The following is an 18,731-nucleotide window of genomic DNA, read 5'->3' on the forward strand; positions in this document are numbered from 1 at the left end:
TCCCGGAGGTTAAGCGGTGGCTCGTCACCACCGCATCGCTACAGGTGGACTAATCTCCAGGACAGGTTTCAGACACCGTGTCGGAAAGGGGTCAACCGTGCCCATCGACCACCTCCCTCCACCACCCGGTCCCCGGCCCGCCACGTCCGGCCTCGGGCGCCGGGTGTGAGCGCGGATATCGGCCTCCGCCGAGCGTGCCGGAGGCGGACATGAGCATCGACGACCTGGTCCAGACGCTGGCGGAGCAGCTCGGCGGCCCGGTGGTGCTCTACGACGACGATCTCGGCCTGGTCGCCTTCAGCGTGCACGGCGACGAGGTGGACGCCGCCCGGCGCTCGGTGATCCTCTCCCGCCGGGCCAGCGCCCGCGCCCGCGAGATGATCGCCGCCCACGAGGTGCGGCGGGCGCACGCCCCGGTACGGCTCCCTCCGCACGACGGCACGCCCGCCCGGGTGGTCTACCCGATCCGGCTCGGACGCCACGTGGTGGGATACGCGTCCTACATCGACCACCACCCGGACGGAGAGCTGCCCGCCCACCACGCCGGCGCGCTGCGCGAGGCCGAGCCCGAGCTCGCCGCCCTGCTGGAGCTGCGCGGCCTGGAGCGCCGCCGGGACTCCGACGAGTCGCGGCGGCTGCTGGCCGAGCTGCTCTCGACCGACGCGGCGGCGCGCGAGCGGGCCGGCGACGAGCTGATCGCCCACGGCCTGCTCAGCTCCGCGGCCCGCTACGCCGTGATGGTCTTCCGCTCGGTGCCGTCCGCCCGTCCGGCCGCGGGTGCCGCCGGGAACGCGCGCGCCGGGAGCGGTGTGCCGGCCGGGCGTCTGGCCGGGGTGCCGGTTCCCGCGCAGGACGCGGCGCGGCCGGGCGGGGGGACACGGCTGGCGATCGAGCAGGCCATGGCGGTGATCGTGCGCTCGACCTCGCTCAAGGGCTGCGGCGCCGTCCTCGGCGAGGAGGGGGTGCTCGTCATCCCCCGCCCGGTCAACAGGGAGCGGCTGGCGAGCCTGCTCGCCCATCCCGGGCTGGAGGCCGTGCGCGGCGGCGGGGGCGGTCCCCGTGACGAGCCGGCACAGGTGCACGAGTCGTACCGGGAGGCGGTCATGGCCTGCCGTGTCGCGATGGCCGACCCCGCGCGCCACGGCACCTCGGCCCACTGGGACGATCTGGGCCTGGACCGGCTGCTGATCCAGCTTCCGCTGGCCGGCCTGACGCCGGGCGACCTGCCGCCGACGGTGCGCCGGCTGCTGGAGGCGCCCTCGGGCGGCAAGCTGGCCGACACCCTGGAGGCGTACCTCGACAGCGGCGCCGACGCCCAGGCGACCGCCCGCGCCCTGCTCATCCACCGCAGCACGCTGTACTACCGTCTCGGCCGCATCCACGACCTCACGCGGGCGGACCTGTCCGACGGCCGGGTGCGCACCGAACTCCACACCGCCCTCCGCGTGGCGACCCTGTCCGGCCTCCGCCCGTCCTGAGACCCCTGCCGCGAGGGGCCCGGCGGCGGAGAAGGCTCCGCCGGGACGGGGCGGCGGGCGAGTGCCAGGGGTGTCCCGTAATTTCAGGTAAATCTAGTAGGGAATGTTGACTTTATGGGCGAGGGCGTCTTAGGTTTTGGGTTATGAGCCAGGGCCTTTGCCTGACGCGGCGTCAGCATGTGGACTGCTGCCACGTCGCCAGCGCGCAGTGTCGTTGACCGTGGACCGTTAGCTCCCTCTTCCCGCGCCCGGGAGGGCCCGCGAGCCGTCGCGTTCCGTCCCCTCCCTTCATCATCGCGTGCCGGTGGCCACCACGCCCCGCGCATCCGCCGCCCACGCCCCTGTGAACAAGCCCTCCTCCGGCATGCCCGCGCCACGACATGGCGTCGCGCCGGCATGCCCGTTCTCACCGTGAGGACCGATCCCGTGATGAGAATCAGACACATCGTGCTGTCCGTCCTGCTGGCGGGCTCCCTGGCCGCCTGCGGCCGGGCCTCCGGCTCCTCGGGAGCCGACGAGGCCGTCGAGCTGCGCTACCAGGGCAGCGTCGGCGCCGTCACGCCCGCCGAGCTGGCCGCCGACCTCGGCTATCTCGGCCCGCTCAAGCTCACATGGGTGGGCAACACCATCAGCGGCCCCCAGGACATCCAGTCGGTCGCCACCGACCAGACCGACTTCGGCGGCGCGTTCAACGGCGCGGTGTCCAAGCTCGTCGCAAGCGGCGCGCCGATCAAGGCGGTGATCAGCTATTACGGCTCCGACGAGCACACCGCGCAGAACTACTACGTGCTGGACGGCAGCCCGATCAAGGGGCCGCGCGACCTGATCGGCAAGAAGGTGGGCGTCAACACGCTCGGCGCGCACATGGAGGCCGTGCTCAAGGAGTACCTCAAGCGGGGCGGGCTCACCCCCGCGGAGATCAAACAGGTCGAGCTGCTCGTGGTGCCGCCCGTCAACGCCGAGCAGTCGCTGCGGGCCCGGCAGATCGACGTGGCCGTGCTCGCCACCATCCTGCGCGACAAGGCGCTGGAGCGCGGCGGCATCCACCCGCTGTTCAAGGACATCGACCTGTTCGGCGAGTTCAACGCCGGCTCCTACGTGTTCCGCGAGCGGTTCGTCGCCGAGCACCCCGCCGCCGTGCGGACCTTCGTACAGGGCGTCGGCAAGGCGATCGACTGGTCGCGTGACACCCCGCGCGCGCAGGTGGTGGCGCGGCTCAAGGCGATCATCGCCAAGCGGGGCCGCAACGAGGACAACAACACGATCGGCTACTGGAAGAGCTACGGCGTCTCCTCCAAGGGAGGGCGGATCGCCGAACGGGAGTTCCAGACCTGGATCGACTGGCTGGTGGCGGAGGGCGAGCTCAAGGCCGGCCAGGTGAAACCCGGGGACGCCTACACCAACGAGTACAACGGGAGCGCCTCGTGACCGCCGCCGTGGAGACGGGGACCCGCGCCAAGATCGGGCTCCGGGACGTGGGCAAGGTCTTCCGGGTGCGGGGAGCCGACCGGCCGTTCACCGCGATCTCCGGTGTGGACCTGGACATCCGTGAAGGAGAGTTCCTCACCCTGGTCGGCCCGAGCGGGTGCGGCAAGTCGACGCTGCTCGACCTCATCGGCGGCCTCACCTCGCCCACCTCGGGACAGGTCCTCCTGGACGGCGCCCCGGTCGGCGGGCCGGGGCTGGACCGGGGCATCGTCTTCCAGCAGTACGCGCTGTTCCCGTGGCGCACCGCGCTCGCCAACATCGCGTTCGGGCTGGAGGCCAAGGGAGTGCCGCGCCGGGAACGCGCGGACCGGGCGCGGCACTACCTGGACCTGGTGGGCCTGGACGGCTTCGGGGACCGCTACCCGCACGAGCTGTCGGGCGGGATGCGCCAGCGGGTCGCCATCGCGCGCAGCCTCGCGTTCGACCCCGACGTGCTGCTGATGGACGAGCCGTTCGCCGCGCTGGACGCCCAGACCCGCGAGTCCCTCCAGGAAGAGCTGCTGCACATCTGGGAGAAGACCCGCAAGACGGTCGTCTTCATCACGCACGGCATCGACGAGGCCGTCTACCTGGGCCAGCGCGTGGCCGTCATGACCGCGCGGCCCGGGCGCATCAAGCAGATCATCGACATCGAGTTCGACTCGCGGGCGGGCGACCTGCGCGCCGACCCGCGGTTCGGCGAGTACCGGCACCGGATCTGGACGCTGCTGCGCGACGAGGTCGCCGCCGCCCAGCGCGAGGAGAGGAACTCCGTTGACTGACCTCGACTCCGTGGCCGCGAGCCTCGGCACCCGGCCCCCCGCGGCCCGCAGGAACGCCAAGGGAATGGACGTCCCCACGCCCGCCACCGCCGCGCCGCCGGAGCCCGGCGCCCGGGAGGCGTCCGAGGCCCGGAGAACGGCGCGGGCCGCCGCGTCACGGTGGGCCGGGACGCGTGCTCGCCTCGGGTCCGCGGCCAAGCGGTCTGCGGCGCTCGTCGTCCTGGTGGCGCTGTGGGAGTTCCTGCCCCGCAGCGGCCTGGTGGACCGGGTGTTCGTGCCGCCGCTGTCGGAAGACCTGGCCGCCGGGTACGAACTGCTGCGCAACGGGCAGCTCGCCGAGCACCTGCGGGCGTCCCTGATCCGCTCGCTGGCGGGCTTCGGCCTGGCGATCGCGCTAGCGATCCCCCTGGGCCTGGCCATCGGCTGGTACCGCCCGGTCGCCGAGCTGCTCAACCCGGTGCTGGAACTGTTCCGCAACACCTCGCCGGTCGCGCTGCTGCCGGTGTTCGCGCTGATCCTCGGCATCGGCGAGACCAACAAGATCGTGTTCGTGCTGTACGCCTGCTCGTGGCCGATCCTGCTCAACACCATCGGCGGGGTCAGGACGGTCGAGCCGCTGCTGATCAAGTCCGCCCGGTCGATGGGCCTCGGACCGCTGCGCCTGTTCCAGAAGGTGATCCTGCCGGCCGCCGTGCCGACCATCTTCACGGGCGTGCGGCTCGCCGGGGCGTACTCGATCCTCGTGCTGCTGTTCGCCGAGATGGTGGGGGCCAAGGCGGGCCTCGGCTACCTCATCCAGGCGTCGCAGTCCAACTTCCGCATCACCGACATGTACGCAGGCATCATCACCATCTCCGCGCTCGGCCTGGCGTTCAACCAGGTTCTCGTCGTGGTCGAGCGCCGTTTCTCCACCTGGAGGACCACCTGATGTCCACGCTGTCCCCGCTGCCTTCGCGCAGACTGCACCTGAACGCGTTCCTCATGGGCGTCGGCCATCACGAGGCCGCCTGGCGGCACCCGCGCGCCGACCCGTCCCGTATCACGGACGTCCGGCACTACCAGAACCTCGCGCGGATCGCCGAGCGCGGCAGGCTGGACTCGGTGTTCTTCGCCGACGGCCTGGCCCTGTGGGGGAACGTCCGCTACAACGCCCTGGGCACTCCCGAGCCGCTGACGCTGCTGGCGGCGATCGCCGCCGTCACCGAGCACATCGGCCTGATCGCGACGGTGTCCACCACCTACAACGAGCCGTTCCACGTGGCGCGCAAGTTCGCCTCCCTGGACCACATCAGCAGGGGCCGCGCGGGCTGGAACATCGTCACCTCCGCCGGGGAGGCCGAGGCGCGCAACTTCGGCGTCGAGCGGCCCGCGCACGCCGACCGCTACGCCAGGGCCACCGAGTTCCTCGACGTGGTGACCAAGCTGTGGGACAGCTGGGAGGACGACGCGATCCTCGCCGACCGCGGCACGGGCGCCTACGCCGACACCGCGAAGATCCATCCCGTCGAGCACGCGGGGGAGCACTTCCTGGTGCGCGGCCCGCTGAACGTCTCCCGCCCGCCGCAGGGCCGCCCCCTGCTGGTACAGGCCGGGTCCTCCGAGGACGGCAAGGAGTTCGCCGCGCGCCACGCCGAGGCCGTGTTCACCGCGCAGCAGACCCTGCGCGAGGGCCAGGAGTTCTACGCCGACCTCAAGGGCCGCCTCGCCCGGTACGGCAGGGCCCCCGGCGACCTGCTGATCCTGCCCGGGATCTCGCCGATCATCGGCGCCACCGAGCGGGAGGCGCTGGCGCTGGAGAAGGAACTGGAGGACCTGACCAACCCCGAGTACGGCCTCGCGCAGCTCTCCAACATCCTCGGCGTGGACCTGTCCGGCCATCCGCTGGACGGCCCGCTGCCCGAGATCCCCGAGACCACCGAGGGCCAGCAGAGCCGCCAGCGGCTGGTGCTCGACCTGGCCCGCCGCGAGGGCCTCACGATCCGGCAGGTGCTCGGACGCCTGGCCGGCGGGCGCGGCCACCGCGTCGTCGCCGGGACGCCCGAGCAGATCGCCGGCCAGATCGAGGAGTGGTTCCGCGACGGCGCCGCGGACGGCTTCAACATCATGCCGCCGATCCTGCCGGGCGGCCTGGAGGACTTCGTCGACCACGTCGTGCCGATCCTGCGGGCCAGGGGCCTGTTCCGCACCGAGTACGAGGGCCGTACCCTCCGCGAGAACTACGGGCTGGCCAGGCCCGCCTCGCGCTACGCCGCGGGCCGGGCCGAGACCCTCGACGCGGCCGTGGCCTCCTGAGAACCGGACGGTGATCGTGGCCGCGCGCCGCGGCCACGATCACCCCGCGTTCAGTCGTAGGACTCGGCCGCGGCGCGCAGGGCGGCCAGCACCTCTCTGGGGTCGTAACCGGCCGGCGCGCCCGGCGTGTAGGTCACCGAGATCAGGTCGCCGCCGTAGGGGAAGGCCCCGTGGCGCTCGTACAGCGGCCAGGAGACCGGGGAGCGGCGGTCGATGCCGACGTCGATGCCCTCCACGGGCGCCAGGCCGAGGAGCATCCGCACCGCGCCGAGCCGCCCGGCCGGGGCGCCGTCCAGCTCCAGGGCCAGGTCCCAGCGGTATCCGGGCAGCGCGGCGGCCAGCAGCGACACCGTGTGCGCGCCGGGCGGCAGGGCGTGCCCGGCGAGCGTGCTCAGCTCGCCGTACTCGTTGTAGGCCAGGTGGAGGTGGCCGTCCTCGACGTAGAGCACGTAGCCGCCGCCCTGGTCGCCGTGCGCGACCAGCACGCCCTGGTCACCGGGCCCCTGGGTGAGCCGCACGTCCACCCGGAAGTCCCGGAAGGTGATGAGCTGGGCGGCGCGGTACCGCTCCAGGGTCGGGGTGCCGGCCAGCAGCGTGACCGGTTCCTGGAAGGAGCGCTCCGACGGCGGCCGGGCGGTCCACAGGTAGCCGGTGCCGTCGTCGAGCGGGAACACCTTGTTCTCCAGCGCGGCCCGCTCCCACGCGTGGGCCAGCTCGGCGACCAGCTCGGGCTTGCCGGCGGCGAGGTCGTAAGTCTCGGTCGGGTCGGTGCGCAGGTCGTACAGCTCCCAAGGGTCCTCCTCGTGCGGGCGGCCGTGGCGGTGCAGGGTGACCAGCTTCCAGCCGTCGCGGTAGAAGGCGCGGTTCCCGGTCATCTCCGCGTACTGCTCCGGGTGCGTGCTGGGCGCGGCGGGGTCGTCCAGCGCGTCGGCGAACGAGGCGCCGTCCAGCGCGGCGGCGGGCGCGCCCCGCACGGTCTCGGGCCGGGCGACCCCGGCCAGGTCCAGCAGCGTCGGCAGCAGGTCGGTCACGTACTGGTAGCGGTCCCGCACCCCGGCGGCGGCGATCCGCGCCGGCCAGGACAGCAGGAACGGCACGCGCACGCCGCCGGCGTGGGTGCTGCCCTTGTAGAGCCGGAACGGGGTGTTGGAGGCCATGCCCCAGCCGCGGGGGTAGTGGACCATCGTCCGGGGGCCGCCGATCAGGTCCAGGTCGCGCGGCACGTCGGGGCCCCAGTCGCCGGGCAGGTCCACGTTGTGCACGAACTGCTTGAAGTAGGAGCGGGTGCCGCGCACGCCGCCCTCGCCGCTGCCGCCGTTGTCGGAGGTGAAGATCACGATGGTGTCGTCGAGCTCGCCGTACTGCTCGATCACGGCGAGCAGGCGGCCCAGGTTCTGGTCCACGCTGTCCACCATGGCGGCGTAGACCTCCTGGTAGCGGGCGAAGAGCAGCCGCTCGTCCTCCGGCAGCGCGTCCCAGGCGGTGACGTCGAGGAACTGCTCGGAGTTGCGCGGGGGCAGCGCGGTCCCCTCGGGGAACAGCCCGGCCGCCACCTGGCGGGCGAAGCGCTCCTCGCGCAAGGCGTCCCACCCCTTGGCGTACTTTCCGCGATATTTCGCGATATCGGCGGGTTTCGCCATCAGCGGCCCGTGGACGGCGAGATGGGCCAGGTAGAGGAAGTACGGCTTGCGCGCGTCGTGCGCGCGCAGCGACTTGATCATCGAGATGGCCTGGTCGGTCAGGTCGTCCGTCAGGTAGTAGCCCTCGGGATAGGCGTCCACGTCGACGACCGAGTTGTCGCGGATCAGGCGGTGCGGGTGGTGCAGGCTGGTCAGGCCCTCCAGGATGCCGTAGAACCGGTCGAACCCCTTCTGCGTGGGCCACGACGACCGCGCCGCGCCGTCGTTCATCGTCGCGTCCTTGGTCAGATGCCACTTGCCCACCGCGAAGGTGGCGTAGCCCGCGCCGCGCAGGGTCTCCGGCAGGGTGGGCACGTCGTCGGCGATCTCGAAGGTGTAGCCGGGGAACCCGGGGTCGGCGTTGGCGACGAAGGCGTACCCGGCCCGGTGGTGGTTCAGGCCGGTCAGCAGGGACGCGCGGGACGGTGAGCACAGCGGCGTCGTGTGGTAGTTCGTGAACCGCAGGCCGCGGGCGGCCAGGCGGTCCAGCGTGGGCGTCTCGATCTCCGAGCCGAACGGCCCGATGTCGGCGAAGCCCATGTCGTCCAGGAGCACGACCACGATGTTCGGCGCGCCCCCCGGCGGCCGGACCGGCGTGGGCCACCACGGGGTGGAGTCGGCGACCGTACGGCCGATATATCCAGAAACGCTCACATATGTCTCCTCTCACGCGAACCGCCCCGGCCGCGTGACGGCCGGGGCGGTGTGGTGCGGTCGTCAGGCGGCGAGGCGCGAGTAGGACGAGGCGTCGCCGGTCAGGACGGCGCTCGGCCGGCTGTCCACCCCGACGGGGACGTCCCCGGCGATCGTCACCCGGTGCAGGCGGCGGGGCAAGTCGCCGAAGTCGTGCACCACGCGGTGCTGGGTGGCCCGGTTGTCCCAGATCGCCACGTCACCCGGGGCCCAGTGCCAGCGCACCGTGTTCTCGACCTGGGTGACGTGGTCCTGGATGAGCCGGATGATCGCCGCCGAGGTCTCGCCCGACAGGCCCACCACCCTCTTGGCGAAGTCGCCGAGCAGGATCGAGCGCTCCCCGGTCTCCGGGTGCACCCGCACCACGGGATGCTCGGTCTCGAAGGCGACGGCGGAGAACACCTCCGCGTACTTCTTCGCCACATCCGGATTGTCGGACGTGGCGACGCGCGCGTAGTCGAACTGGTTGGTGTGGATCGCGCGCAGCCGGTCGACGAGGTCGCGCAGTTCGACCGGCAGGTGCTCGTAGGCGGCCACCGTGTTGGCCCACAGCGTGTCCCCGCCCGCGGGCGGCACCACGACGGCCCGCAGCACCGAGGCCAGCGGCGGGCGGTCGACGAAGGTCACGTCGGTGTGCCAGCGGTCGACCTTCTGGCCGTGGCTGTAGTCCAGGTCGAGGATGTGGGGGTTCCGGTCGAGGGAGGGAACGGTCGGGTGCGCGGTGGTCGGCTCCCCGAGCAGCCGCGCGAAGGCGACCTGGCTCTCCTCGTCCAGGTGGTCCTGGCCGCGCAGGAAGACGACCTTGTGGCGGAGCAGCGCCGCGCGGACCTCCGCGACGACGTCCGGCTCCAGGTCACCGCCGAGGCGGACACCGGAGATCTCGGCGCCTATCCGGCCCGCGACCGGGGTGATGGTGATGGATGACCCAAATGACATGGTTCGGCTCCTTCCGAAAGGGATGTGGTCGAAGGTCGGAAGGAACGACAGAGCGCACTGGCCACGCGGCAGAAATCCACGTGACCCCGGATGATCAGAACCGTGGCCGTCACGTACTCCAAGGTAGGAGAGCCGAGCCCAATTATCAATACAACCGGTAGGGAATTAGGGTTTTTCTTGCTCGGCCGCCGTGCGGGGCGCTGCGCGGTGTCCCACAAGGTGCCCGGCAGGCCTGGACGGAGGGCGCTGCGCCCCTGCGCCCCTGCGAAGCGCTGTGGGAGGCCATGTCTGAGTCCACCGGTTCGACTGTCCGGCGGCATGCGGACTCCGCGCGGCCCTCACCGGGGCGAGGGGGGCATCGGCAGGACCGGCGTCCAACCTGCCCGCGTGGCATGGCGGCGGGGACGGCGGCGTCACCTACGGTTCGCTCGGTCGCGTGGAAATCCCGGAGCATGGCGAGAAGTCCACCCGCAGGCTTGGGCATTCCGCCGTTGCGACTGTCAATGTCGACAAGACGCGATACCGCCTATTGATCGATGGACCCGACGCCTCGAATCCGAGTCGGCCGGGAGGGGTGTTCTAAGACGCCGCCGGATCTCGTTGGAATAACGATATTCGTCCCCTCTGGAGCTTTGCGGCTCTGTGAGTTACTGACAATGACTCCACGCTTGCGGCAGAGGTGGCCTGGATTCTGTCGCCTGTCAGGTCGATATTCACTGGAAAAGTTCCCTCGGATGCTCTTGTAGTGGACCCCTTGACGGTGTACGGAGACCTTCCGTGCCGGCGTGAACTCACGCTTGTACCGCTCGGGGTGGGCGGAGACGTCTGACTGCTTGTGACGGCCGCATATCCATATGTGATGTGACCGAGGTCACCATTGAATTGACTGTGCGCGTTGCATACGTTCCATGGGGCCTCTGAAATTCATCAACATTGAGCTGAGTGATGGCCGTTGTCGGGGCGAAGCGGCTCTGATCTGGTCCGCGAATCGAGCGAGGAGCCGTGAATGCGTCGTTCGTTGTCACGCCGACGACTGTGTGTGTTGAGTAGTTATTTAACTGTTCTGACGGTATTGGTTTCGGGGGTCGGCGTGCCGGAAGGGCTGATGCCGCGCGCCTGGTCCAGTTCCGGCCAAACTTCGAATGTTGAATCGGCCGCCGATGTGGACACGCCCGTCCAGCAGACGGGTTCGGCGGCGGGACGGCCGCACCTGGTGCCGGCCGAGGCGACGCGGGCCGAGGTCAAGGGTGCCAAGTCCGGTAAGGGCACCGGGTCGGTGAAGCCGCCGAAGGGTGCTTTGCCGTTGGAGGTGCGGCACAAGGCGTCGAAGGAGCCGGCCAAGGGGGGGAACAAACCCTCCGCGTCGCCGCGGAGCCTCCGCACCATGGTCGCGGGTGACTGCTACTACCCCCGGTGGGCGCCAGGCGTCAACTACTCGTCCGGGACGACCGTCTCGTACTTCAACACCACGCAGGGGATGACGGAGGCGCACGATTTCTGGGCGCAGTCAGCCCCGGGCGGTCTGCCGCCGCTGACCACCAGCGCCTGGGTGGATCTTGGACCGTGCTACGTGCCGCCGGCGCCAGAGCCGCCGTCTTTCATGGAGTTCTGGCCTGACGACGACGCTCAGGTGGGGACGCTGAAGCCGACGCTGGGCGCATGGGCGGCCGCGCAGACCGGTTCGGTCAATTACTGGTTCCAACTGTGCTCCGGGAACGGTCCCTCCAGCGCCTGGGACTGGTGCGTCAACAGCTCCTGGAACACCACCGGGACCTGGGATGTGAACTCTTCCCAGGTGAAGTGGGGTAAGAAGTACTGGTGGTCGGTGATCGCCGAGGACTCGGTGAACGGGCTGCAGGAAACCTCGCCATGGATGACGCTGACCGCCGAACCCGAGCAGCCCTCCAGCAACTCGCTGCTGGGCGCCGGGTCGGATGGACATGAGTTCGACCCGGCGGCGGGCAACTACACCCAGGCATCGGTGGACGCCTCGGTGGCCACGGTGGGGCCGCCGCTGACCACCACGCGTACCTACAACAGCCTGGACCCCCGTACCGACGGCATGTTCGGCGCCGGGTGGAGCACCCGGTGGGACATGCGCCTGGTCGAGGAGCCGCAGACCCAGACCGTACTGGTCACCTACCCCGATGGGCGGCAGTCGCGGTTCGGGTCATCGGGCAACGGTACCTACGTACCGCCGCAGGGCAGCTTCGCCACCCTGGCCACTGTCAGCGGTGGCGGCTGGCGGTTGATGGACAAATCAGCCACTTCCTACCTGTTCGACGCCCAGGGCCGGGTGACCAAGGTCACCGACAACCGCGGGCGCGCGCAGGATCTGACGTACGGCACCGACGGCAAGCTGACCACCGTGACGGCCACCGGCGGCCGGTCGCTGCACTTCACCTGGACCGGCGCCCACGCCACCTCGGTATCCACCGATCCGATCAATGGGACAGCGCAAAGCTGGAACTACACCTACGACGGGGACAAGCTGGTCAAGGTGTGCAGTCCGGGGTCGGCCACCGCGTGCACCACCTACAACTACGGTGACGCCTCCCGGTACAGCACCGGCATCGTGAACTCGATGCCGACCGGCTACTGGCGGCTCAACGAGGCCACCGGTTCGGCCGGCTCCACGGTCGCCGACGCGGTGGGCTGGAACCTGGGTGGCGAGGACGCCGAGTTCAGCGGCGGCACCTACAACGCCACCGTCGGCGTGGCCGGAGCACTGGGCGGGACCACCGACACCGCGATCAGGTTCAGCGGCACCTCGGCGAACAGTTCCTACGTGCAGCTCCCGCAGTCGGCGATCAGCGGCCGGGGCTCGCACCTGACGGTGGAGGCGTGGTTCAAGACGACCAACTCCGGTGTGGTGATCGGGCAGAGCGACACCGACACCGGCACACCGTCCGACTTCACCCCGGTGGTGTACGTGGGCACCGACGGCAAGTTGCGCGGCCGGTACTGGGCCGCCGGCGCGGCTGGACCGATCACCACCTCCGGCACGGTGAACGACGGCCAGTGGCACCATGTGGCGTTGTCGGGCGACGGCAGCACCCAGACGCTGTACCTGGACGGGCAGGCGGTCGGCACCCGCAGCGGCGCCATCGACCACCGCGACCAGGCGTACACGCGTGTCGGCTCGGGCTACACCTCCTCCAGCTGGCCGTCCTCCACCGGCTCCACCCAGGTGTTCCCGTTCAAGGGTGACATCGACGAGGTGGCCGTGTTCGGCCGGTCACTGCCTGCGGCCGAGATCAAGGCGCACTACCAGGCGGGCGTGGCCGGCGCGCAGATGACCAAGGCCACCCTGGCCTCGGGCCGGGTCTGGGCGGAGAACACCTACAACGCCAACGGCGGGCGCCTGCTGACCAACACCGACTCCGACGGCGGCCTGTGGAAGATCGGCGCCGTCCAGTACAGCGGGACCGGCGAGGGCGATTCGCTGGCCACGGTGACCGTGACCGACCCGCACAACGGCCTCGTGAGGTCGGTGTACGAGCCCATGCGAGGCATGCGGATCGTCAGCTACGCCGACCAGGTGTCCACGGCCCAGCCCCCCAACCAGGCCAAGAAGACGACCTACGAGTACGACACCGGCGGCTTCCCCTCCAAGATCACCGACCCGAACGGCAACACCACCCAGGTCACCCACGATGAGCGTGGCAACGATCTGAGCGTGACCACGTGCAGGTCCGCGGGAAACTGCCAGACCTCCTACACGTCCTACCACCTCAACACCTCCGACCCGTTCGACCCGCGCAACGACCAGGTGACCGCTTCCCGGGACGCGCGGTCGACCAGCTCCACGAGCAACACCTACGCCACCAAGTTCGAGTACACGGCGTTCGGTGAGAAGTCCAAGGAGACCACCCCGGCCACCACGGACTTCCCGAACGGCCGGTCGACCACCTACGCCTACACCGACGGCACTGAGCCGGCGGTCGGCGGCGGGACCACACCGGCCGGTCTCCTGAAGAGCGAGACCGATCCCAAGGGCAACGTGCGCGAGTTCGCCTACACCCTCGCTGGTGATCTGGCGAAGGTGACCGAGCCGACCGGGCTGGTCACCGAGCACACCTACGACGCCATCGGCCGCAGGACCTCCACCAGCCAGATCTCCGGAGGTGAGGAAGACCCGCCGGCGGCGTCCACGCTGTCGGACGACGGGCTGGTGGCGTCCTACGGGTTCAACGCCGGCAGTGGCACGGCGATCGCCGACGACTCCGGGCACTCCCAGGCCGGCACAGCCACCGACACCACCTGGTCCAATTCCGGCAAGTTCGGCAAGGCGCTGTCGTTCAACGGCACCTCCTCCTGGGTCACCGTGCCCGACTCCCCGTCGCTGCGGCTGTCGGACGGCATGACCGTGATGGCGTGGGTCAACCCGACCGTGCTGGACAACTGGCGCCAGGTGCTGATGAAGGAGTTCAACGGCGGCCTGTCGTATGCGTTGTACGCCTCCAACGGGTCCCAGCCCAACGGGTGGGCGGTCAACACCGGTGGCACCGAGGGCAGCGTCGACTCCAGCCAGAACATCCCCACGGGGACATGGTCGCACCTGGCGCTGACCTACGACGGCTCCAAGCTGGCGTTCTACCTCAACGGCACCAAGACCGGCGAGGCCAACCTCACCGGAGCGCTGCGTGCCGACGGCGGGCCGCTGCGGATCGGCGGCAACAGCGCCTGGGGCGAGTACTTCTCCGGCCTGATCGACGAGGTGCGCGTCTACAACCGGGCCCTGTCGGCGTCGGAGATCCAGAACGACAAGGACACCGCCGTCACCGCACCGGACCCGGACCCCGATCCCGACCCGACCGACCCGCCACCCCCGACCGGCGCCACCACCAACACCACGACCTTCGCCTACGACGCCTACAGCCGCGTGTCCAAGCAGACCGGCACCGGGGTGAAGAACGAGGTCAGCGGCGTCACACACACCGCCGAGGCCCGGTTCACCTACGACGACGACGGCAACAAGCTCACCGAGTCCGTGGTCGACCTGACCGGCGGCGACCCGACCCGCACCACCAGCTATGAGTACGACGGCTACGGCCGCATCGAGAAGGTCATCGACCCGGAGGGCGGGACGAAGCTGGCGGCCTTCGACCACAAGGGCCAGGTCGTCAGCACCACCGACGCCGCGGGGGCGACCCTCAACTACGCCTACACGCCGCGTGGTCAGGCCGCCTCGGTCACGCTGAAGAACTGGACCGGCAGCCCGACCGCCCCCCAGCCGGCCCAGGACGTGGTCATGCGGTCGTACGCCTACGACGACGCCGGGCGGCTGGCCTCCGAGACCGACGCTGTCGGGCGCACGATCCGCCACACCTACTTCGACGACGACACCGAGGCCGAGGTGATAGGCAGCCAGGTCAAGCTGAACGCCTCCACCACCCCGGTGGACGTGGTGCTGAGCTCTTCGACCTATGACGCCGCCAGGAACCTGACCCGGAGGGTCACCGGCGGGGGCAAGACTCGCGTCGACTATGTCTTCGACGCTGCTCGGCGGCTCACCTCCTCCACGTTGGACCCGGCGGGGTTGGCCAGGAAGACCACCTACTCCTACGACGCCAACACCAATGTCACCCAGAGGAGCCAGACGGCGGCCGGCACTACGCGCACGGAGGTCACCTCCCTCGGGTACGACGCGGGTGACCAGGTGATCGAGCAGGTCGTGGAGAACGGCGCCACGGACCTGAAGACGTCCTGGACGGTGGACGACCGCGGCCTGATCACCGAGATCACCACTCCGCGGGGCAACGCCTCCGGCGCGACCCGGATGGACCACACCACGCTCATCGGTTACGACCTTCTCGGCAGGCCTGACAAGGTCGAGGCGCCTGCGGTCGGTGTCGAGCGCGGCGGTGCTGCGGCGGTCACCGAGCGGCCCGTCTCGCGGATCGGGTACAACGTCGCGGGTGAGCGGACGCATCAGACCCGGCCGGAGAGCCGGGTCACCTTGACGGCCTATGACAGGGCCGGACGTATCACCTCCGTCACCGGCACACCGTACACGCCGCCCGGCGGGACCCCTGTCACGCCGCAGACGACCTACGGCCACGACGCCGCCGGCCGGGTCACCTCGGTGACCGACCCGCGTGGCAACGTCTCAAACATGACCTATGACGTGCTGGGACGGGTCGTCCGCGTCACCAACCCGGCCGCCGCGTCAGGGGCGCCGCGCGGTACCACCGACAACACCTACACCCTCACCGGGGAACTGTTGTCCTCGACGGGCCCGACCGGGGCGCGGATCGAGGCCACCTACGACGGCCTGGGACGCCAGGTCACCGCGACGCAGATCGAACGCGTGCCCACCGCGGCCGCGTACACCACGGCGGCCGAGTACGACACCGCAGGAAACCTGATCGCGGCCAAGAAGCCCGGTGGGGAGCGTAGCCAGCGGACGCTCAACGCCGCCGGAGAGGCCGTCACGGAGACCGACCCGCTCGGCCATGCCGAGACGATGGAGTACGACCTGACCGGCCGGGTTACCAAGGTCACCAACGCGCTCGGCAACAGCACGACGGCCGAGTACGACCTGGCAGGCCGCAAGATCGTCGCCAAGTCGCTCAACTCCACCGGGACCGTGCTGCGCACCTACGGCTTCGCCTACGACGCCGACGGCAACCCCACCGGTCAGACCAGCCCGGAGGGTCATGTCACCAGCCGGGCCTTCGACGCGGGCGGCCGGCTGACCCAGCTGGTGGAGACGGTGTCGGCGGCCAAGAGCATCACCACGACCTTCGGCTACAACGCCGCCGGTGAGCGCACCCGTACGACCGATGGGCGCGGCAACTCCACTATCGCCACCTTCAACACCCTGGGCCTGGTGGAGTCCCGTATCGAGCCGGCCACCCAGGCCCACCCCAACCTGGCCGACCGCACCTGGACGACGAGCTACGACGTGGCCGGCAATCCGGTCAGCGTGTCACAGCCGGGCAACGTCCGCGCCACGAGCAGCTACGACAACCTCAACCGGCTGATCAACGAGCAGGGCACAGGGGCCGAAGCCGCCACCCAGACCAACACCTTCGCCTACGACCTGAGCGGTCGGCTCACCGGCGCCGGGGACCTGTCCTTCGCCTACAACGACCGTGACCTGCTGGTCAGCACGGCCAAGACGGGTACGCCGGGCAACCTGTCGTCCTTCGGCTACGACGGTAACAACCGCCTGACCCAGCGGACCGACGCCGCTGGCACCACCTCCTTCACCTGGGACACGGCCGACCGGCTCAAGACCCTCACCGACCCGGTCACCTCGGCCACGCTCACTTACGGCTACGACAACGCCGACCGGCTCACCGGCGTCGACTACGGCGCTGGCGGCCCGAAACGGACCTATGCCTACGACCCGATGGACCGCCTGACCGGCGACACGCTGAAGACCCCCGCCGGTGCGGGCATCGCCTCCATCACCTACGGCTATGACCTCGACGACAACATGACCACGAAGACCACCACCGGAACCGCCGGGGCCGGGACCAACACCTACACCTACGACTGGAGCAACCGGCTGACCTCCTGGACTGCCCCGGGCGGAGCGGTCACCGCCTACGAGTGGGACGACTCGGGCAACCGCACCAAGGCCGGAGCGCAGACCTTCGCCTACGATGAGCGCAACCGGCTGATCTCCGGCGGAGGATCGACGTACACCTACACCGCGCGCGGCACCATCGCCAGCCAAACCACCGGCAGCGTCACCAAGATGCTCCAGTTCGACGCCTTCGACCGCATGATCACCGACGGGGACGCCGTCTACACCTACGACGCCCTGAACCGCGTGACCAGCCGTACCCAGGGCATCGGCGTCAGCAAATACCTCTACGACGCCCTGTCCAACGACATCATCGCGACCACCGACGGGTCTGGCACCAGGCTCGCCACCTACAGCCGCGGCATCGACGGTGGGGTGATCGGCGCCTCCGACGGCACCGGACCGCGCTTCGCTCTCACCGACCAGCGAGGCGACCTGGTAGGCACCTTCGCCGCCACCGCCACCGCCCTGAACGACTCGGTCGCCTACACCCCCTTCGGCGAAGAGATCACAAGGAACGGTGCCCGGCATGACCTCGGATACCAGAGTGGACTGACCGACCCGGCCACCGGCAAGGTCAACATGCTCTCCCGCTGGTACCAGCCTGGCACCGGCACCTTCGCCAGCCGCGACACCGCCACCCTCGATCCCGGAAGCTCCTCCATCCGGGCCAACCGTTACACCTACGCCGACGCCGCGCCCCTCACCAACATCGACCCCAGCGGCCACTCCAGCATGGCGATCTACTGCAGCAACTGCCCCGCCGCCCCCGTCGCGAACATGCCCGGGTACATGTGCACCAACGGCATCTGTGTCCGGCCGGACGTCACGGAGAGATGGTGGAACGACCTCCTCAACTCGCCGGGATACGAGTACTACAACAACCCCCGGCTCTCCGAGGAGGAGATCAAGAGGCTGGGATACAAGTACATGCCCAACGGCCGGCCCGTCGACCAGCCGAACTTCTGGTTCGCCGACGAAGACGTGCAGAACGCCTACATGGAAATGTGGTCTCCCCAGTTGAGCGCCAGAGAGCTGGCCTTCAACTGGATGGCAGTCGGTGGATTCGACAGCATGGACGAGTTCTTCGACGCGGTCGAGAAGAGCAGAGGAGGGCGCGGAGGTGGAAAACAGGACATCAGCTCCAAGTCGAAGCGAAGCTCTAATCCCAAGATTCCTTCCTGTGTGCAAAGATATTATACTCAACAGAGCTGCCCCGACTTCCCGTCCCTCTATGCATACAAAAACCTGCTCAAGTATTATAAGGACATCCAGAAGTCTGCTGCGAAGTGGCACGTCGATGTGAGAGCGCTCACGGCCCTTATTATCTATGAGAACCTGGGGGCGGAGACGGCGCTGGGCAAGCCGTACGCGTGGTCGAACTACTGGGGGCAGAAGGCCATCGGGCAAGGCGAGAAGGCCAGTCTCGGCATCAGTCAACTGGAGGTCTACAAGGCGCGTAAAATGCTGGAGTTGAGGGGTGAGAAGGGGCTGAGCGATGACGATATCGCCAAGATTCTCATCGACGACCCAGTAAAATCCATCGATCTTGCCGCGCAGTACCTGAGCTATCTCAAGGAGAATATAAAAATCCGCGGCCGGTCTGGTGGTGGTAATATCACTGACTGGGAGGCGGTTCTCGCTTACTGTGGATGCTCAGGTGTGGGCTGGGATCCCAAGACTGGTAAATTAAGGTCCACGAAGTTCAGGGCCTGGCTCGAAGGCATTGGCGATATGCCCCCTGGGCTGCGGAAGCGGGTGGATGCGCTGGGGGGTCCGGTGCGTAAGTACGTAGAGGACTACTGGAAGTGCGTCAAAGCGCATTGCTATTGGCTAAAGAGAGACGGAGTGTATTAGTCGCGTC

General features: G+C 69.4%; 8 protein-coding genes. 6 read left to right on the forward strand and 2 right to left on the reverse strand.

What is annotated here, in order from left to right; all coding sequences use genetic code 11:
* Nucleotides 1-209 precede the first annotated feature (209 nt).
* From BJ982_RS14755 to BJ982_RS14775, 5 genes are all read left to right on the forward strand, one after another.
* Nucleotides 210-1,478: a PucR family transcriptional regulator gene (locus BJ982_RS14755; protein ID WP_184880470.1), complete on the forward strand. Its 1,269-nt coding sequence runs from the start codon at nt 210-212 to the stop codon at nt 1,476-1,478.
* Between the two features lie 429 nt (nt 1,479-1,907).
* Nucleotides 1,908-2,906: an ABC transporter substrate-binding protein gene (locus BJ982_RS14760; RefSeq protein ID WP_184880471.1), complete on the forward strand. Its 999-nt coding sequence runs from the start codon at nt 1,908-1,910 to the stop codon at nt 2,904-2,906.
* Between the two features lie 8 nt (nt 2,907-2,914).
* Nucleotides 2,915-3,727, forward strand: coding sequence for an ABC transporter ATP-binding protein (locus tag BJ982_RS14765; protein ID WP_184888849.1), 813 nt, complete (start codon nt 2,915-2,917; stop codon nt 3,725-3,727).
* Entirely contained in the window at nt 3,720-4,655 is a 936-nt protein-coding gene (locus tag BJ982_RS14770) for an ABC transporter permease (protein ID WP_239123045.1), read from the forward strand. Before BJ982_RS14765 ends, BJ982_RS14770 begins: the two co-directional genes overlap by 8 nt.
* Nucleotides 4,655-6,019, forward strand: coding sequence for an LLM class flavin-dependent oxidoreductase (locus tag BJ982_RS14775; RefSeq protein WP_184880472.1), 1,365 nt, complete (start codon nt 4,655-4,657; stop codon nt 6,017-6,019). Before BJ982_RS14770 ends, BJ982_RS14775 begins: the two co-directional genes overlap by 1 nt.
* Before the next feature lie 50 nt (nt 6,020-6,069).
* On the opposite strand, the gene BJ982_RS14780 is transcribed toward BJ982_RS14775, so the two are convergent.
* Both BJ982_RS14780 and BJ982_RS14785 read right to left on the reverse strand, forming a co-directional pair.
* A complete protein-coding gene (locus BJ982_RS14780) occupies nt 6,070-8,352 on the reverse strand; it encodes an arylsulfatase (protein ID WP_184880474.1) in 2,283 nt (760 codons plus the stop codon).
* A 63-nt stretch (nt 8,353-8,415) separates the two neighbouring features.
* Nucleotides 8,416-9,327: a TauD/TfdA dioxygenase family protein gene (locus BJ982_RS14785; protein ID WP_184880477.1), complete on the reverse strand. Its 912-nt coding sequence runs from the start codon at nt 9,325-9,327 to the stop codon at nt 8,416-8,418.
* Nucleotides 9,328-10,489: 1,162 nt separating this feature from the next.
* Between BJ982_RS14785 and BJ982_RS14790 the strand changes: the two genes are divergently transcribed.
* Nucleotides 10,490-18,724 carry a LamG-like jellyroll fold domain-containing protein gene (locus BJ982_RS14790; protein WP_184880479.1) on the forward strand — a complete coding sequence of 2,745 codons (8,235 nt, stop codon included), beginning with the start codon at nt 10,490-10,492 and terminating at the stop codon, nt 18,722-18,724.
* The last annotated feature ends 7 nt before the right edge of the window (nt 18,725-18,731 follow it).

It is taken from the genome of Sphaerisporangium siamense (genome assembly GCF_014205275.1).
Taxonomy (GTDB): Bacteria; Actinomycetota; Actinomycetes; order Streptosporangiales; family Streptosporangiaceae; genus Sphaerisporangium; species Sphaerisporangium siamense.